Origin of the sequence: Nonomuraea sp. NPDC048881, assembly GCF_040649795.1 — a bacterium.
Lineage (GTDB): Bacteria > Actinomycetota > Actinomycetes > Streptosporangiales > Streptosporangiaceae > Nonomuraea.
Map to the genome: position 1 here is coordinate 17,773 of NZ_JBEZGC010000037.1, position 14,700 is coordinate 32,472.

Consider the following 14,700-nt stretch of genomic DNA (forward strand, 5'->3'; position numbering starts at 1 on the left):
TCACGTGCCCTCGCTCGGTCGGTCTGACGCGGACTCGGTCGGTCTGACGGAGGGTGCCGGGCCGCCGGTCAGCATGCAGGCCGTGTCCAGGCCCAGCACGTGGTTGAGCCGGCCGAAGGCCCACCAGGAACCGATGCTCATGCTCAGTTCCACGATCTCGTTCTGGCTGTAGTGCTCGGTCATCCGGGACCAGAACTCCTCGTCGAGCCCGTGGTGGTCCAGGGCGTAGCGCTCGGCGTACTCGGCGGCGAGCCGGGTGCGCGCGTCGAAGGCGTCCGTGGCGCGCCAGTCCGCGACCGCGTCGGCGAAGCCGTCCTCGACCTTGACGCCGTCGCGCTCGGTGCGCCAGTCGAGGCAGAAGACGCATCCGTTGATCTGCGCGATCCGCAGCCGGGCCGCCTCGAACTCGCGCAGGCCCAGCGTGGTGTGGGCGTAGACGGCCATGGAGAACTTCGAGGCGGCGGTCCCGATGCCGGGGACCAGCTCGCCCCAGACGTACGCGATCGGGTCCTTGCCGCCGGGAACGTCGACGATCACGGGTTCTTCCTTCCGAGCCGGCCGGACGCGGGGCGCAATGGGACGTCGAGCGCGTCGTACAGGCCGGGCGGGGCGGCGGCGAGCCAGTCGATGGCGTTCACCAGCCGGCCCGCCGCGGTGGCGTTCCCGCCCGCCGAACGGCTGCCGCCCTCGTCGGTGGCCTCGATCGTGACCTCGATGCGCGGGCGGCCCTCGACGATCACCCGGTGGGCGCCGTCGCCGCCGTCCGGGGGGAGCGGCCAGTCGGGGGCGCAGGCGGGGTGGATGCGGGTGACGTGCTCGATCACGATGCGCGGCTCGCCCTCGACGACGCCCTGCACCTCGAACCGCACCGCGCCCTGGGTGCCGGCCTCGAAGTCGCCCATCCCGGCGGTGGTGACCGTGCGGTCGAGCGCACGCCGCTCGACGACCTCGCGGATCTCCTCCAGCGTGACGCCGAGGGCCCGCGCCATCAGCCGTACCTGCCCGCCCCACACCAGGGACGGGACGGTCGGCGCGATCATCGGCGGCTCGTAGTCCATGGGCTGGCCCATGCCGACCATGTACCGGACCGCGTCCGGGCGGTCGTAGCCGGAGTAGTCGAAGATCTCCTGGCAGCGGATGGCGTCCACGACCGAGCCGAGGCCGCTGAGCAGCAGGGGCAGCAGGTCGTTGCCCCAGCCGGGGTCGATGCCGGAGGCGAACAGCGAGCCGCCGCCCTCGGCGACGGCGGCAAGCACCTGGTCCCGCAGCTCGGGCGGCGCGCCGCGGTGGTCGTAGAGGGCGTACAGGGAGGGCGTGACGACGACGGCGCCGGCCCGGACGGCCCGCAGGACGTCGGCCAGGGCGTCGTCGGGGCGCAGGTCGCCGGAGGCGGCGTACACGACGGCCCTCGGGCGGGCGGCCAGGACGGCGGCGGCGTCGTCCGTGGCGGTGACGCCGAGGTCGCGGCCGAGTCCGGCGAGCTGTCCGGCGTCGCGGCCGGCCTTGTCGGGGGAGTGCACGACGACGGCGGCGAGACTGAGGTCGGGATGGGCCTCCACGGCCCTGATGGCGGCGCGGCCGACGTTGCCGGTACCCCACACCACGGTGGACGTCATGGGCGGAGCGTAGCAAGCGCTTGGTTTGGTGTACAGGGCCCACGACCGGCCCTCCTCAGTCCTCGACGGCCTCGGGCGACGGACGTCCCTCAGCCTTCGGCGGCCTCGACGACGGGCGCTTCTCAGCCTTCGACGGCCTTGATGAACAGGTCCCCGGTGGCGGTCTTGACCAGGTCGGCCTTTCCGGTGGCGGGGTCGACGAGGGCCACGTCGGCGGCCCCCTGCATCGTGACCACGATCCGGCCGCCGCCGAACGCGATCCCCCGGTGCGCCGTGTCGGCGAGGTAGTCGCCCGTGAGCCGGCGGTCCCGCGTCTCGTCCTTCGGGGACAGCAGCAGCAACGCCGGGTCGCCGTGGTCACCGCCCAGGGCCGCCACCCGACCGTCGGCGGAGGCGGCCAGCTCGGCGTCCCAGGGCTCCCGCAGGGCCGTCACGGTGCGGATGACCTTGAGGTCGAGGTCGTAGAAGCGCAGCCGGCCGCATGGCGGCGAGAACACGGCCGGCCCGGTGCCGGGGACGTACACCAGGCTGTCGCCGAAGCCGGCGCAGGTCCTGCCGTCGTCGTCGCGCGGCGGTCGCAGCCGTGCCGCGCTCAGTCTGCGCGCCGTGACGTCGCGGACGACGGTGACCGCGCCGAGGGGCGAGTCGTCCCGGTCGCCGACGTCCTGGCGGCCGGGGCCGTCCGCGTACTCCTCCGGGGCGCCGATGACGAGGCCCACGCCGCCGTCGGCGAGCGGGCCGAGGGCGAGCCGGTCGCCGAACCGGTCGGAGACCTCGGAGCTGCCGGGCACGCCGGGCGTCTCCTGGGTGATCCGCCGGACGAACGCGCCCTTCCTGAACAGGTAGACCGCGCCTCCCGGCCGCTCCCGCGGCGCGCCGATCGCGACGAGGTCGCCGTAGGCGGCGACGGACTCGCCGAAGGCCGCGTCCTCCTGCGGCCGCGGCGAGACGAGCCGGCGCGGCGGCGCGGCGGCCCCGCCGTGTAGGACGTAGACCCCGCCCGCCCCCTTCAGGCCGGCCACGGTCAGGGTACGGGTGCCGACGACGAGGTCCGCGCAGCGGTCGTCGTTGACGTGGGCCATGGTCACCGACCAGCCGAAGCCCTTCATCCGGTTGCCCGGCGGGGTGGGGAGGTGGATGACCTTGCCCGCCGACAGGACGTGCACCCGGCCGGTGGCGCCGAGATAGCCGAGGGCGACGTCGTCGCGGCCGTCGCCGTCGAAGTCGCGGGCGCTCGCCCCGTCGCAGCGGCTGCGCGCCGGCCGCACGACCGGCGGCCGGGTCGCGGCCTGCACGGTCGGGACGTGGGTCGGCACGGTCGGGGTGTGGGGTGGCAGGGGCGAGACGCGGGTCGGCAAGGTCCTAGGGCTCGGGCTCGTGTCCGGCACGGGGACGGGACCGGGAGCGGCGGCGGGCCCCGGCGCGGAACACGCGGCCAGCGCCCCCACCAGCAACACCACGAGCGGACGGCCCGGGACCCGCATACGACGACCTCCCCTTGACGATCGCGCCATCCTCGCCCGCGCCTCCAGCTCCCGGCAACCGAGGCCCGGTGCCCGCCCGTCCGACGCCCGACAACCGGGGTCCGGGGTCCGCCCGTCCGGCTCCCGGCGGCCGGGGGCGCCGGTCAGGCGGCGTCGAGGGCGATGCCGTACAAGTGGTCCACCCGGATTCTGATGACCAGGCGGCGTCCCCTGGCCATCTCCGCCAGGAAGGCGGCCTCGTCCGCCGGGTCGGGGAAGCCGCCGGCCATCTCCAGCAGCTCGCGTCCGGTGGCGTCGCCCGGCGTGAGCGACGGCTCGGAGACCTCCGCCCGTCCTTCGGCGACGCGTACGACAGGACGTCGTCGCCCTGGAGGTGCACCGTCGCCCGCGGGTCGGCGAGCAGGTGGCGCACCTTGACGCGGCCCTCGGCGGAGGAGATGCGCAGGACGCGTCCGGCGGCGTCCCAGCGCAGGGCCATCGAGGCCAGGTGCGGGCGGCCGTCGCGCTTGAGCGTCGCCAGCACGCCGAAGGGCTGGCGGGCGAGGATCCGCAGGAGTTCGTCCTCGGTGAGGGGGCGGGCGCCGGGGCCCTGTCCGGGGCCGTAGGAGGGCTCGGTCATGATGATCGGCTCCGTTTCGCGGTGAGAAGAAGGGGATTCAGCGGGCGGCGGGCTGGTCGATCCGCGACGCGTCGGCGGCCGCGGCGGCCCGGGGCCGCCGCAGGACGGCCAGGGCGACCACGACGGCCGCCGCCAGCAGCCCGGCCGAGGTGGCGAAGGCCAGGTGGTAGCCGCCGGTCAGCGCCGCCCCCTCGGCCGCCCCGCCGGCGCGCAGCTCCTGCGTGCGGGAGGCCGCCAGCGTGGTCAGGACGGCCACGCCCAGCGCCATGCCGATCTGCTGGGTGGTGTTGAACACCCCTGAGGCGAGGCCGGCGTCGTCCGCGCGGGCGGCCGACATGCCGAGCGTGGTCAGCGCCGGCAGCGCCAGCCCGCCACCCGCGATCAGCACCATGACCGGCAGCAGGTCGGTGACGTAGGCGGCGTCCACCGGCACCCGCGTGAGCCAGGCCATCGCGGCCAGCAGCAGCACCAGCCCGGCCAGCAGCACGGCCGGCGCGCCGAAGCGGGCGCTCAGCCGCGCCGACACGAACAGCGACACGCCGCCGATCGCCACGGCCGCCGGGAGCATCGCCAGCCCGGTGGCGAGGGCGCCGTACCCCAGCACCTTCTGCATGTAGAGCGCGACGATGATCTGGAAGGCGAACATCGCCGACAGCGCCAGCATCTGCACGACGTTGGCCCCGGCCACGTTGCGGGAGCGCAGCACGCGCAGCGACATCAGCGGCGTGCGCGCGGTGGCCTGGCGCACGAAGAAGCCGGCGAGCAGGGCCAGCGACACCGCGCCGAACGCCAGGGTGTGCACGGCGAGCCAGCCGTGCTCCTCGACCTTGACCACGGTGTAGATGCCCAGCATCAGGCCCGAGGTGACCAGCAGCGCGCCGGTCACGTCGGCGCCCCGCGCGAGGCCGAGGCCCCGGTCGGCGGGCAGCGCGGGCAGCGCCAGCACGATCGTCGCCAGCCCGATCGGCAGGTTGATGAAGAAGATCCAGTGCCAGCTCAGCGCGTCGGTGAGCACGCCGCCGAGCACCTGCCCGATCGACGCGCCGGCCGCGCCGGTGAAGCTGAAGACCGCGATCGCCCGCCCCCGCTCGCGCGGCTCGGTGAACAAGGTCACCAGGATGCCGAGCACGACGGCCGAGGCCATGGCGCTGCCGACGCCCTGCAGGAAGCGGGCGGCGATGAGCAGGCCCTCGCTGTTGGCCAGGCCGGCCAGCAGGGACGCGCCGGTGAACACCGCGTTCCCGGCCAGGAACATCGTCCGGCGGCCCACGAGGTCGCCGAGCCGTCCGGCCAGCAGCAGCAGCCCGCCGAACGCGAGCAGGTACGCGTTGACCACCCAGCTCAGCCCGGCGGGGGAGAACCCCAGGTCGCGCTGGATGGCGGGCATGGCCACGGTGACGATGCTGCCGTCGAGGATGGTCATCAAGGCGGACGTCGACAACACGGCCAGGGCGGTGCGCCGGGAGGTGAGGGACATGGTCGTCTCCTGTTTCAAGGGGTGCAACAGGAGAGACCGTAGCAGATAGTTCCGTTACAGACGATATGTCACGGAACTATTTAGCCGCGTTCCCTGGCCCGCCGGACCGGTTGCGGCGCCTCGGCCGGGGTCTCCAGGTGGCCGGTGGCCAGCCGGTTAAGGGCGCGTACCAGCACCTCCCGCTCGTCGTCCGGGATCGAGTCGAGGGCCGCGGTGTGCACGCCGTCCACGATCTCCTGGCTGCGCCGCGCCACCTGGGCGCCCTTCTCGGTCACGGCGATGATCCGTGCCCGCCGGTCGGTGCTCGACGGCCGCCGCTCGGCCAGCCCGGCCTTCTCCAGGGCGTCGACGGTGACCACCATCGTGGTCTTGTCCATGTCACCGATCTCGGCGAGCTGGATCTGTGTGCGCTCCTCCTCCAGCGCGTGCACGAGCACGCAGTGCATGCGCGCGGTCAGCCCCAGCTCGGCCAGGGCCGCCGCCATCCGGGTGCGCAGCACGTGACTGGTGTGGTCGAGCAGGAACGACAGGTCGTGCTCGGTGCGGGAGGGCGCCATCGAAGTCATGTCATCGAGGCTACCAACTCATCCCGTAGCGGATTATCCGCTGAAGAACGTCCACCCTGACGGTCTAGCGCAAGTTGATCTCACTATGTATGTTCGGACCGAAGGAAAGTTTCGTCCATGGAGGCATGGTGGGCAAGAAGTTTCACGTTCTGGCGTTACCGATCGCCGTGGCCGCGCTGGCCGCAGTGGCGTCCCCCGCGCAGGCGGCGACGGGATACGACCGCTGCCAGGAAGGCAACTACTGCCTGTTCTCCGGTCTCGACGGCACCGGCGACATCGTCCAGCTCCAGGCGAGCACGGCCAACCTGGCGGTCCTGGGCATGGGCGACCGCGCCAAGTCCGACTGGAACCGCACCGACACGCTCATCCATCTCTACTCCGAGGCCGACTACGGCGGCTGCTCGGCCGTCACCGGCCCGCGCGGCAAGGGCAACTTCTACATCACCTTCCGCGACTTCTTCGACTCCGTCCGCTTCGGCGGCCCGAACGGCCCCTCCTGCTCCATCGGCGGCGACGAGCTGAGCATCAAGCGCGCCGCGACCACCGACTCCCACGGCTGACCTTCGAACCCTCCGGCCGGCCCCGCGCACCCCGCGGCGGCCGGCCGTCGCCGTCCCCGGCCCGCGAGGGTGTCGCGTCGATCGTTCCGCCCGTACGCTCCCTCCATGCCGGACCTCGTCTCCCTGATCTTCTTCCTGGCGCTGATCGGCGTGCTCGTGATGCCGGCCTGCGGCGCGACCGTCTTCGCCGCGGAGACCGCCCCGCGCGGGCGGCACGGCCGGATGCACTCCGGCCATCTGGTCGCCGGCGCGTGGGTGGCGGCGGCCGGCTTCCGGCGGTCCTGCGGCTCTCGGCCCGGCACCTGGCCGACCGGCGCGCGCGGACGGCCCCCGCGGTGGCCGCGACCATGATCGCCACGGCCTTCGCCGTCGCGGTGGCGATCACGGCGACAGCCGGGACCGCGCAGTCCAGGGCGCGGTACCTCCCGCAGGCGCGGCCTGGGGCGCTCGTCGTGCGGCTCGATCCCGCACGACCGGCGCTCGGGATCGCCGCCGTCCGGCAGGAGCTGCCCGGAACGGACGTCGCCCAGGGCCTGACGCCGGTCCACCCGTTCGACCTCACCGTGTCGACGGCCGACTCCGCGACGTCCTCCTCCCGCGCCTACATCGGCGACCAGGCGCTGCTGCGCTACCTCACGGGGGACCCGTCGTTCCCGTACGACGAGGGCAGGGCCGTGGCGGTCACGTCCGAGCCGGGCCGGCACGACACCGTCACGATCGAGTACAGCGCCCCCGAGGACCCGCCGGGCGAACCGAGAATCTCCAGGACGATTCCCGCGACCGTCGTCCCCCCGCCCGCCGGCGGCGTCGAGGCGGTCTTCCTGCCCGCGCGGCTGGTGCTCGGCATGGGCGTCAAGCTGGAGCTGGAGGCGTTGATCGTCGATCCCTCGCTGCACCGGGTCACGGCGGCCGACCGGGACCGCGTCCAGGAGCGGCTGGGCGAGAGCGGGCAGGCATACCTGGAGGAGGGCTTCGTGCCCTCGTACGGCTGGCTGCTCTTCCCGGGGGCGGCCGTGCCGGCAGCTCTCGCCGGGGCGCTCGCGGCCACGGTCAGGTCGCGCCGTCCGGACCGCCTCCTGCTCCGGGCCGGCGGCTCTCCCGCCGCCGCGCGCGGCCTCACCGCCTGCCGGGCGGCCCTGGCGGCGGCCTGCGGCGCGGTGCTGGTCAGGCCCGGCCGCCGCCCGTAGGGCGGTCAGGAGAAGGCGGATTCATCGGTCAGGTCGGCGGAGAGTCTCCACAGGCGGGCGGCGGAGTCCGGGTCGAGGGCCCAGGGTTTGACGCCGCCGATCAGCATGTCGTCGCCCGTCGCCGGCTCGGCCAGGTCGCAGTCCTGGCAGTAGGCGCCGCCGTGCGCGTCCAGCAGGGGTGACGTGGCCGCCCACACCGCGGTCGCCGCGCCCTGTTCCGGGGTCTTGAAGCCGTCGGCCCGGCGTCCGTCGGCCGTGATCCAGCCCTGGGCGACCTGTTCCTCGTGCGGGATGCGGCGCTGCAGCGGGGTGAGGATGCTGCCCGGGTGCACGGCGAAGGCCCGCAGGCCGTCGGCCGCGCCGAGGGCGTCGAGATGGACGGCGAACAGGGCGTTGGCCGTCTTGGACTGCCCGTAGGCCGCCCAGTGGTCGTGGCCGTGGCGGAAGTGCGGGTCGTCCCAGCGGATGTCGGACAGGAAGTGCCCCGAGGAGGAGACCGACACCACCCGGGCCCCGGCGAGCGCCGGGCGCAGCCGGTTGACCAGGGCGAAGTGGCCGAGGTGGTTGATGGCGAGATGCGCCTCCCAGCCGGGGCCGACCGGCCGGTGGGGGTAGGCCATGACGCCCGCGTTGCCGATGACGACGTCCAGGCCGCGGCCGGTCTCCAGGAACCGGTCGCCGAAGGCGCGGACGCTGCCGAGGTCGGCCAGGTCCAGCTCGGCCACCTCCGTGCGGGGGAGGTCGCGCAGCGCGTCCCGCGCCACGCCGGGACGGCGGGCGGGCACGACGACGTGCGCTCCCGCCCGTACCAGCGCGCGGGTGGCCGCCAGGCCGAGGCCCGAGTAGCCGCCGGTGATCAGGACGTTCCGGCCGGACAGGTCGATGCCGGCCAGGACGTCGTCGGCCGTGCTGTGCGCGCCGAAACCCGAGCCGATTTTTTGTTGGGTACGTGCCATGCCCTCGACCGTAGAATCTAGAGTGCAATCTAGGTCAAACTATGGCGAGGTGCCATGAGCAGGGACGAGGACCGCCTGTCCATCGGGGACGTCGCGCGGGCCACCGGGCTCGGCGTCCACGCGCTGCGCTTCTTCGAGCGCGAGGAGCTGTTCCTGCGCCCGATCCCGCGTACGGCGGGCGGGCAGCGGGCCTACGACCGGGCCGACGTGGAGTGGCTGCTGCTGTGCAACCGGCTGCGGGAGTCCGGCATGCCGATCGCCACCCTGCGCAGGTTCGCCCACCTCGTACGCTCGGGGCCGGGCAACGAGCCGGAGCGGCTCGCGCTGCTGGAGGAGCACGAGCGGGCCGTCCGCGACCGGATCGCCGACCTGACGGCGAGCCTGGACATCATCCACGGCAAGGTCGTCGCCTACCGCCGGCACGTCCGGGACGGGACCGCGGCCGGGGTCTGGTCGCCGACGCCTTCGCCTTGAGCGGCGGCCCGGCTGTCCTAGGATCAAGGACCCATGAGCCGGTTGCCCACGCTGTCCGCCACGGAGATCCGCGCCGAACGCCTGCTGCTGCGCAAGGCCCACGACGGCGACCGGGACGGTCTCGTCGAGCTGATGACCGACCCCGAGGTGCGCGAGCACCTGGGCGGCCCGCGCCCTCGGGACGACGTGGAACGTTTCCTCGACGCCGCCGGAACCGCCGCCGCGACGGCCGCGCCGGGCGGCTACGTCATCGCCGACCTCGTCACCGACCGGCTGCTCGGGACGCTCGCGCTCGACCGCCGCGCGGCCGACCGTCCCGGGCACGTCACCGGCGACGGCGAGGAGCTGGAGCTGTCCTACGTGCTGCGCCGCCCGGCCTGGGGAAGCGGGTTCGCCCACGAGGCGGCGACGGCCGCGCTGCGCGCCGCGGCGGCCGAGCTGCCCGACCAGCCAGTGGTGATCGTCACCCGGACGGCGCACGGAAGATCGCTGAGACTGGCCGCCCGCCTGGGCTTCCGGCCGGTCGCCGCCTTCGAGGAGTTCGGCGCCGAGCAGACCCTCTGCGCCGCCCGGCTGTCCTGGTTCGAGGGCTGACCTCACCGCCGGCGGGCCGGCTCCTCCGGGGTGAGCAGGAGGGCCATGATGCGGTCGAGCGCGGCCAGGTCGCCGGGGTCCAGGGCCAGCAGGGAACGCGGCGGACGGGCCAGGATGCGCTCGGCCTCCTCGGCGGCGGCCGTCCCCGCCGGGGTGAGCGTGACGATCTTGCTGCGGCGGTCGTCGGGGGAGACGCTGCGGGTCACGTGGCCGCGCCGCTCCAGGTCGTCGACCATCAGGGTGGTGTACGGCTTGTCGGTGGACAGCTCGGCGGTCAGCTCCCGCATGCTCATCGGCCCGGCCAGCAGGCGGCGCAGCGCCTTGACCCGGAAGAAGCTCATGCCGAGCGTCTCGGCCACCTCCTTGCGGCGGTCCTCCTGCCGCAGGACGAGGTCGTACATCGCCGCCCAGACGCGGGCCACGGCGTCGTGCCCGGAACTGCCGGAGCTGCCGGAGGTGTCGGTCATGAGGCGTCCGCCGTTCTGTCGGGTGCGTGGGCGAGCCGTTCGGCGGTACGGGTGGCGCTGCGGCGGGCCCAGCCGGTCGTGGTCAGGATACCGAGCAGCAGGATGGCCAGCCCGCACCCGGCGACGATCCACCAGCCGATGTGGCTGGCCTGCGGGAACCCGGCGGCGAACGGGCCGGCCACCGCCGAGGTGACCAGCGAGCCGATGACCGCGACGCCGAGCGACTGGCCGATCTGGCGGCTGGTGGAGGCCACCGCCGCGGCCACGCCGGCCTGGGCGCGCGGCATGCCGGACACGGCGGTGTTGGTGATAGGCGCGTTCAGCATGCCGAAGCCCACCCCGAACAGCACGTACGCGGCCATGAGCCGCCAGGTCGGCGTGTCCGCCGCCAGCCCGGTCATGATCAGGCCGCTGGCCGCCATGGTGACCCCGGCCACCACCAGCGGGACGCGCGGCCCGGCGGTCCCGACGATCCGGCCCGACAGCGGCGCGCAGACCACGGTGAGCCCGGCCATGGGCAGCGTGTAGAGGCCGGCGTGCAGGGCGGACAGGCCCAGCACGTCCTGGAGGTAGAGGGTGTTGACGAACAGGAACCCGGCCAGCGCGGAGAAGCCGCACACCGCGATGACCGTGGCTCCGGTGAACGGCGCGCTGCGGAAGAAGCGCAGGTCGATCAGCGGGTCGGTGCGGCGCAGCTCGTACGGCGCGAGGACGGCCAGCGCCAGCGCCGCGACCGCGAAGCAGCCCAGCGTGCGCGGGGACGCCCAGCCGGCCGCCGGCGCCTCGATGAAGCCGTACGTCAGGGTGGCCAGCAGCACGATGACCAGCGTCTGCCCGACCGGGTCCACCCGGCGCGGGCGCGGCGCGCGCGACTCGGGCACGAACAGCGCGCACAGGGCGAACGCGGCCAGGCCCACCGGGATGTTGATCCAGAAGATCGCCTGCCAGCCGACCGAGTCCACCAGCGTGCCGCCGACCAGCGGGCCGAGCGCCATGCTGATGCCGATCACGCCGCCCCACACGCCGATCGCGCGGGCTCGCTCGCGCGGCTCGGTGAAGGTGTTCGTGATGATCGACATGGCGACCGGGTTGAGCATGGACCCGCCGACGGCCTGCATCGCCCGCGCCGCGATCAGCCAGCCGAGGCCGGGCGCGAGCGAGCACATGAGCGAGCCGAGCGTGAACAGCGCCAGCCCCGTCTGGAACGTGCGCCGGCGGCCGACCCGGTCGCCGGTCGAGCCGGCCAGCATGAGCAGGCTCGCCAGGACCACCGTGTAGGCGTCGATGATCCACTGGAGGCCGGACATGGAGGCGTTGAGGTCGCGGCGGATGGCCGGCAGCGCGATGTTCACGATCGTGTTGTCCAGCCCGACGATGAACAGGCTCATGCAGCAGATGGCCAGCACGAGCATCCGCCGGCGGGGGCTGAGCGCGGGGGCGGGGGAGAGGGGCGCTCTACTCGTTATAGGCATATAACGATTATATTCGCACAACTAAACACATGTCCGCCCCGCCCCCCTGAAACGCCGCAAGGCCCCTGGCAGCCCGTCCGGGCTGCCAGGGGCTCTACGACTCAGTCGAGGAAGGTCGCGGCGGCCACCGTGAGCGCGGTCACCGCGTACACCGACACCTCCTCGGGCAGCAGGAGGACCGCCAGCACGTCCACCACGGCCAGCATTCCGACGACCGCCCACGTACGCGGCCTGCGCAGGATCTCCGTCAGCCGGCTCATGGGCTCGACCCCGGCCCCGGGCTGCGGCGCCTGCACGACACGCTGCTGCGGTCCCAGACCGTCCCGGCCGCGCCCGCGTCCGGGCACGTCGCGGCGATGCTGCCGCCCGGCGTGTACGGCTTCGCCGGCCGCGCCGCCGAGCTCGCCCGCCTGGACGCCCTGCTCGCCGCGGCGGGTGAGCAGCCGGCCGCCGTGGTCGTCGCCGCCGTGACGGGCACCGCGGGCGTGGGCAAGACGGCGCTCGCCGTCCACTGGGCCCACCGCGTCCGCGACCGGTTCCCCGGCGGTCAGCTTTACGTGAACCTGCACGTGTCCGCCCTCCCGGACGCCGCCGCCGACACCTGGCGCCCGGCCCTCACCCTCCTGGAAGGCCTCGCCCACCCCTCCGCAGCCCAAGTCAGAACCCGCCTCGCCGGGTGAAGTGCAGAGCCGAAGATCAACTGACCTGGTGCGCGGTCATGGAATCCTGTGGTGGCCGGCTCGGCTGTTCCGGGCGTCGCCTCCTCACCGGGGCGGTCGCGTGTCAGCGCCTTCCCTGCCAGGCGTAGAAGGCGCCCTCCAGGTGTTCGAAACGGTGATCGACGTGGTCCTCCGACCACTCCACGTCCTCAAGAATCGGAGCCGGATCCCCCTGCGGACTCCAGGCGTAGCCGTAGGGGCTCTGCAGAGCCGCGCCTTGCTGGAAGACGACCACGCCTTGCTCGCGGCGGACCTCCTCGAACTCCATCCCGCCGATGATGCGGGGGCCGAGCCGGTCCCCCTCCCTCACCGTGCGTGCGAACGCCTCCACCTCAGCCGCCGAGCGGATGAACCGCTGGTCATCGGTGCCGCGGAAGGCCACGACTGCCGCAATCACGATGACCGCAGCCGTGAGGACGCCGAAGAACGCCAAGACCCTCGAACGCGAACCGCCCACCGACACACGGCCTCCCTCTGATCGTCGCGAACAACACCTTCCGATGATCGCAAACCGACAGAACCGGGGGCTGAGTACGACGGGTCCATCCTGTCTGAGCCGGGATTCGTCCGCGGTCGAACATTCCCCCGGAGCCGTCAGCGAGCGTGAACGCCGAACGCTTCGGCCGAAGATCGCTCACCTCTGCCCGCGTCGGGAGCATACGACGGCATCGTTACGGAGCGCTTAGCAAGCTTCGAGAACGAAGAACAAGAAGCACAGGAACCTCGTGCGAGTGGGCTCGAACTCGCGGAGCTCCTCGGCGAACAGTTCGCGGGCTTCCGGCGCGAACGGCGGTTCGCTGATGACGCTGATACGAAAGCCCGCCGCAGTGAAGGCTTCGGTCATCGCGTGCAGGGGCCGGTGCCAGAAACGCATCTGGACGGTCTGCCCGCCCATGGTCCATTCGTCGGTCCGGCTGCGGGTCTCGAAGTACTTGGGCTTCTCCCCGGCCATGTGCTGAAAGAGGGTGACGCTGAAAGGATGGTCGACCGAGACGAGGAGCCGGCCGCCAGGCTTCAGCACGCGTCTCAGCTCGGCCAGTGTCGGGCCCCAGTCTTCCAGGTAGTGCAGCACCAGGGACGCGATGACGTCGTCGAACGCCTCGTCGGGGAAGGGCAGCGGGCCCGCAAGGTCGGCGACCCGCAGATCGGCGTCGGCGCCCAGCCGCCGTCGGGCCTGCTCCAGCATTCCGGCGCTCGCGTCGACGCCGGTCACGACGGCGCCTCGATCGCGCAGCTCGGAGAACAGGGGACCCGCGCCGCAGCCGGCGTCGAGGATGCGCCTTCCGGCCACGTTCCCGGCAAGCTCCAGCATCGCGGGCCGCTCGTAGTACGCGTTGAGAAGACTGGCTTCGTTCTCGGCCGCGTACCCCTCAGCCATCTTGTCGTAGTCGTTGAGTGAGGAGGGGGTCGCGGTCTCAACGTGATCTTTGGGCATGGCAGACATGTGGGCCATTGTCGCCCAGCAGTCTCGGCGGCACAGACATACGGCAGATCTTGGTCAAGCACGCAAACGGCATCCTCGCTGCTCGTGTGCGCGGATCGCGACTCAAGCGCCCATCCACCAACGGAAGCGCTCGGTCTGCCCTACCCGGAGGAACTGCCGCCGGGCAGGAACGTCGGCCGTGGGGGTGTCTTGACGTATCAAATGAATGCTTTTTTAATTCGGGTGAGGGTGCGATTCACCTCAGATCGACTCCGACCGGTTCATCGACGTCAGGGATGGAGCTGCGAGATGACCGTGGACGACCGCTTCGGCCCGGAGCTGGAAGAGACGCGCAGGAAACGGCTGCGCGGCACCGTCAGCGAGATCGTCACCGATCCGGTCTCCGACTGGGCCACCGACTTCTCCCACGTCGACCCCCAGTGGGCCGCGGACCCGTACCCCATCCAGGACGACCTGCGGCAGCGTTGCCCGATCGCGCACACCGACCGGTTCGGCGGGGTGTGGCTGCCGACCCGGTACGAGGACGTCGCCGCCATCGCCTACGACACCGAGCGGTTCTCCTCCCGGGCCGTCGTCGTCGGCAACGTCAAGCCGCCCCGCGAGCTCGCGCCGGTGGGCGGGGTCCCGCCGATCTCGTCCGACCCGCCCTTCCACCACGACGCCCGCAAGTTACTGCTGCCCGCGTTCACCAAGACGGCGGTCGCCAAACGGGAGGCGAGCACCAGGGCGTTGTGCCACGAGCTGATCGACGGCCTCGAAGGGCGGGAGGTCGTGGACGCGGCCCGCGAGTACGCCCAGGACATCCCGATGCGGGTGATCGCCGACATGCTGGGCTTCCCGCCCGAGGACGCCGACCGGTTCCGGCAGTTCGTGGAGAACGCCCTGGAAAGCGTGAACGAGCCCACCGAGAAACGGCTGGAGCGCTTCGCCGAGCTGTCGTCCTACCTGGTCGAGCAGATCCACGACCACCTGGCCCACCCGCGGGACGACCTCACGACGTACCTGCTCGGCGCCGAGCTCAACGGCGCGAAGCTGGACCCCGTCCATGTCGTCGGGACGATGACG

Annotated in this window: 18 protein-coding genes and 2 pseudogenes; 7 read left to right on the forward strand and 13 right to left on the reverse strand. The window is 72.8% G+C overall.

What is annotated here, in order from left to right; genetic code table 11:
• The 7 genes and pseudogenes from AB0C33_RS50215 to AB0C33_RS50245 all read right to left on the reverse strand — a co-directional run bounded on the left by AB0C33_RS50215 (position 1) and on the right by AB0C33_RS50245 (position 5,762).
• Complete coding sequence (locus tag AB0C33_RS50215; protein WP_352325308.1) at positions 1-537, reverse strand: carboxymuconolactone decarboxylase family protein; 537 nt, start codon at positions 535-537, stop codon at positions 1-3.
• On the reverse strand, positions 534-1,616 hold the full coding sequence (locus AB0C33_RS50220; RefSeq protein ID WP_358302649.1) for a dihydrodipicolinate reductase: 1,083 nt from the start codon (positions 1,614-1,616) through the stop codon (positions 534-536). Before AB0C33_RS50220 ends, AB0C33_RS50215 begins: the two co-directional genes overlap by 4 nt.
• 122 nt (positions 1,617-1,738) lie before the next feature.
• On the reverse strand, positions 1,739-2,932 hold the full coding sequence (locus AB0C33_RS50225) for an integrin alpha (RefSeq protein ID WP_358302651.1): 1,194 nt from the start codon (positions 2,930-2,932) through the stop codon (positions 1,739-1,741).
• 311 nt (positions 2,933-3,243) lie between these two features.
• Positions 3,244-3,369 (reverse strand): hypothetical protein, encoded by a 126-nt coding sequence (locus AB0C33_RS50230; protein ID WP_358302692.1) that lies wholly within the window; start codon positions 3,367-3,369, stop codon positions 3,244-3,246.
• A gap of 149 nt (positions 3,370-3,518) precedes the next feature.
• Positions 3,519-3,719, reverse strand: a pseudogene (locus AB0C33_RS50235) (pyridoxamine 5'-phosphate oxidase family protein); the annotation flags it as partial.
• Between the two features lie 37 nt (positions 3,720-3,756).
• Positions 3,757-5,196, reverse strand: a complete 1,440-nt coding sequence (locus AB0C33_RS50240; RefSeq protein WP_358302654.1) for an MFS transporter — start codon at positions 5,194-5,196, stop codon at positions 3,757-3,759.
• An 80-nt stretch (positions 5,197-5,276) separates the two neighbouring features.
• On the reverse strand, positions 5,277-5,762 hold the full coding sequence (locus AB0C33_RS50245; RefSeq protein ID WP_358302657.1) for a MarR family transcriptional regulator: 486 nt from the start codon (positions 5,760-5,762) through the stop codon (positions 5,277-5,279).
• A 125-nt stretch (positions 5,763-5,887) separates the two neighbouring features.
• Here AB0C33_RS50245 and AB0C33_RS50250 point away from each other — a divergent pair, with 125 nt between their 5' ends.
• The 3 genes from AB0C33_RS50250 (at position 5,888) to AB0C33_RS50260 (ending at position 7,509) form a co-directional block, all read left to right on the forward strand.
• The gene (locus tag AB0C33_RS50250) at positions 5,888-6,322 is read left to right on the forward strand and encodes a peptidase inhibitor family I36 protein (protein WP_358302660.1); all 435 of its coding nucleotides are present in this window, start codon (positions 5,888-5,890) and stop codon (positions 6,320-6,322) included.
• A gap of 105 nt (positions 6,323-6,427) precedes the next feature.
• Entirely contained in the window at positions 6,428-6,673 is a 246-nt protein-coding gene (locus tag AB0C33_RS50255) for a hypothetical protein (RefSeq protein ID WP_358302663.1), read from the forward strand.
• Complete coding sequence (locus AB0C33_RS50260) at positions 6,670-7,509, forward strand: hypothetical protein (RefSeq protein WP_358302666.1); 840 nt, start codon at positions 6,670-6,672, stop codon at positions 7,507-7,509. The genes AB0C33_RS50255 and AB0C33_RS50260 overlap by 4 nt, the downstream gene beginning before the upstream one ends.
• 5 nt (positions 7,510-7,514) lie before the next feature.
• Here the strand turns inward: AB0C33_RS50260 and AB0C33_RS50265 are convergent, their stop codons facing one another.
• Positions 7,515-8,465, reverse strand: a complete 951-nt coding sequence (locus AB0C33_RS50265) for an SDR family NAD(P)-dependent oxidoreductase (RefSeq protein ID WP_358302669.1) — start codon at positions 8,463-8,465, stop codon at positions 7,515-7,517.
• Positions 8,466-8,519: 54 nt separating this feature from the next.
• Between AB0C33_RS50265 and AB0C33_RS50270 the strand changes: the two genes are divergently transcribed.
• Together AB0C33_RS50270 and AB0C33_RS50275 are read left to right on the forward strand one after the other, a co-directional pair.
• Positions 8,520-8,939, forward strand: a complete 420-nt coding sequence (locus AB0C33_RS50270; RefSeq protein WP_358302672.1) for a MerR family transcriptional regulator — start codon at positions 8,520-8,522, stop codon at positions 8,937-8,939.
• A gap of 33 nt (positions 8,940-8,972) precedes the next feature.
• Entirely contained in the window at positions 8,973-9,533 is a 561-nt protein-coding gene (locus AB0C33_RS50275; protein ID WP_358302675.1) for a GNAT family N-acetyltransferase, read from the forward strand.
• Positions 9,534-9,535: 2 nt separating this feature from the next.
• Here AB0C33_RS50275 and AB0C33_RS50280 read toward each other — a convergent pair whose 3' ends face one another.
• From AB0C33_RS50280 to AB0C33_RS50290, 3 genes are all read right to left on the reverse strand, one after another.
• The gene (locus AB0C33_RS50280) at positions 9,536-10,000 is read right to left on the reverse strand and encodes a MarR family transcriptional regulator (protein WP_358302678.1); all 465 of its coding nucleotides are present in this window, start codon (positions 9,998-10,000) and stop codon (positions 9,536-9,538) included.
• Entirely contained in the window at positions 9,997-11,472 is a 1,476-nt protein-coding gene (locus tag AB0C33_RS50285) for an MFS transporter (protein WP_358302680.1), read from the reverse strand. The genes AB0C33_RS50280 and AB0C33_RS50285 overlap by 4 nt, the downstream gene beginning before the upstream one ends.
• 101 nt (positions 11,473-11,573) lie before the next feature.
• Positions 11,574-11,732 (reverse strand): hypothetical protein, encoded by a 159-nt coding sequence (locus AB0C33_RS50290; protein ID WP_352354877.1) that lies wholly within the window; start codon positions 11,730-11,732, stop codon positions 11,574-11,576.
• A 96-nt stretch (positions 11,733-11,828) separates the two neighbouring features.
• Between AB0C33_RS50290 and AB0C33_RS50295 the strand changes: the two genes are divergently transcribed.
• The gene (locus tag AB0C33_RS50295) at positions 11,829-12,152 is read left to right on the forward strand and encodes an AAA family ATPase (RefSeq protein WP_358302683.1); all 324 of its coding nucleotides are present in this window, start codon (positions 11,829-11,831) and stop codon (positions 12,150-12,152) included.
• Between the two features lie 103 nt (positions 12,153-12,255).
• Here AB0C33_RS50295 and AB0C33_RS50300 read toward each other — a convergent pair whose 3' ends face one another.
• Both AB0C33_RS50300 and AB0C33_RS50305 read right to left on the reverse strand, forming a co-directional pair.
• Positions 12,256-12,624 carry a hypothetical protein gene (locus AB0C33_RS50300; RefSeq protein ID WP_358302686.1) on the reverse strand — a complete coding sequence of 123 codons (369 nt, stop codon included), beginning with the start codon at positions 12,622-12,624 and terminating at the stop codon, positions 12,256-12,258.
• 249 nt (positions 12,625-12,873) lie between these two features.
• Positions 12,874-13,644, reverse strand: coding sequence for a class I SAM-dependent methyltransferase (locus AB0C33_RS50305; RefSeq protein ID WP_358302689.1), 771 nt, complete (start codon positions 13,642-13,644; stop codon positions 12,874-12,876).
• 279 nt (positions 13,645-13,923) lie between these two features.
• Between AB0C33_RS50305 and AB0C33_RS50310 the strand changes: the two are divergent.
• A pseudogene (locus AB0C33_RS50310) lies at positions 13,924-14,700 on the forward strand (cytochrome P450); the annotation flags it as partial.

Bases quoted from the DNA above. Each gene is read 5' to 3' on its own strand.
- AB0C33_RS50220 (WP_358302649.1), bottom strand. From the start codon at position 1,616: ATGACGTCCACCGTGGTGTGGGGTACCGGCAACGTCGGCCGCGCCGCC.
- AB0C33_RS50230 (WP_358302692.1), bottom strand. From the start codon at position 3,369: ATGGCCGGCGGCTTCCCCGACCCGGCGGACGAGGCCGCCTTCCTGGCG.
- AB0C33_RS50240 (WP_358302654.1), bottom strand. From the start codon at position 5,196: ATGTCCCTCACCTCCCGGCGCACCGCCCTGGCCGTGTTGTCGACGTCC.
- AB0C33_RS50245 (WP_358302657.1), bottom strand. From the start codon at position 5,762: ATGACTTCGATGGCGCCCTCCCGCACCGAGCACGACCTGTCGTTCCTG.
- AB0C33_RS50250 (WP_358302660.1), top strand. From the start codon at position 5,888: ATGGTGGGCAAGAAGTTTCACGTTCTGGCGTTACCGATCGCCGTGGCC.
- AB0C33_RS50255 (WP_358302663.1), top strand. From the start codon at position 6,428: ATGCCGGACCTCGTCTCCCTGATCTTCTTCCTGGCGCTGATCGGCGTG.
- AB0C33_RS50260 (WP_358302666.1), top strand. From the start codon at position 6,670: ATGATCGCCACGGCCTTCGCCGTCGCGGTGGCGATCACGGCGACAGCC.
- AB0C33_RS50265 (WP_358302669.1), bottom strand. From the start codon at position 8,465: ATGGCACGTACCCAACAAAAAATCGGCTCGGGTTTCGGCGCGCACAGC.
- AB0C33_RS50270 (WP_358302672.1), top strand. From the start codon at position 8,520: ATGAGCAGGGACGAGGACCGCCTGTCCATCGGGGACGTCGCGCGGGCC.
- AB0C33_RS50275 (WP_358302675.1), top strand. From the start codon at position 8,973: ATGAGCCGGTTGCCCACGCTGTCCGCCACGGAGATCCGCGCCGAACGC.
- AB0C33_RS50280 (WP_358302678.1), bottom strand. From the start codon at position 10,000: ATGACCGACACCTCCGGCAGCTCCGGCAGTTCCGGGCACGACGCCGTG.
- AB0C33_RS50285 (WP_358302680.1), bottom strand. From the start codon at position 11,472: ATGCCTATAACGAGTAGAGCGCCCCTCTCCCCCGCCCCCGCGCTCAGC.
- AB0C33_RS50290 (WP_352354877.1), bottom strand. From the start codon at position 11,732: ATGAGCCGGCTGACGGAGATCCTGCGCAGGCCGCGTACGTGGGCGGTC.
- AB0C33_RS50295 (WP_358302683.1), top strand. From the start codon at position 11,829: ATGCTGCCGCCCGGCGTGTACGGCTTCGCCGGCCGCGCCGCCGAGCTC.
- AB0C33_RS50305 (WP_358302689.1), bottom strand. From the start codon at position 13,644: ATGGCCCACATGTCTGCCATGCCCAAAGATCACGTTGAGACCGCGACC.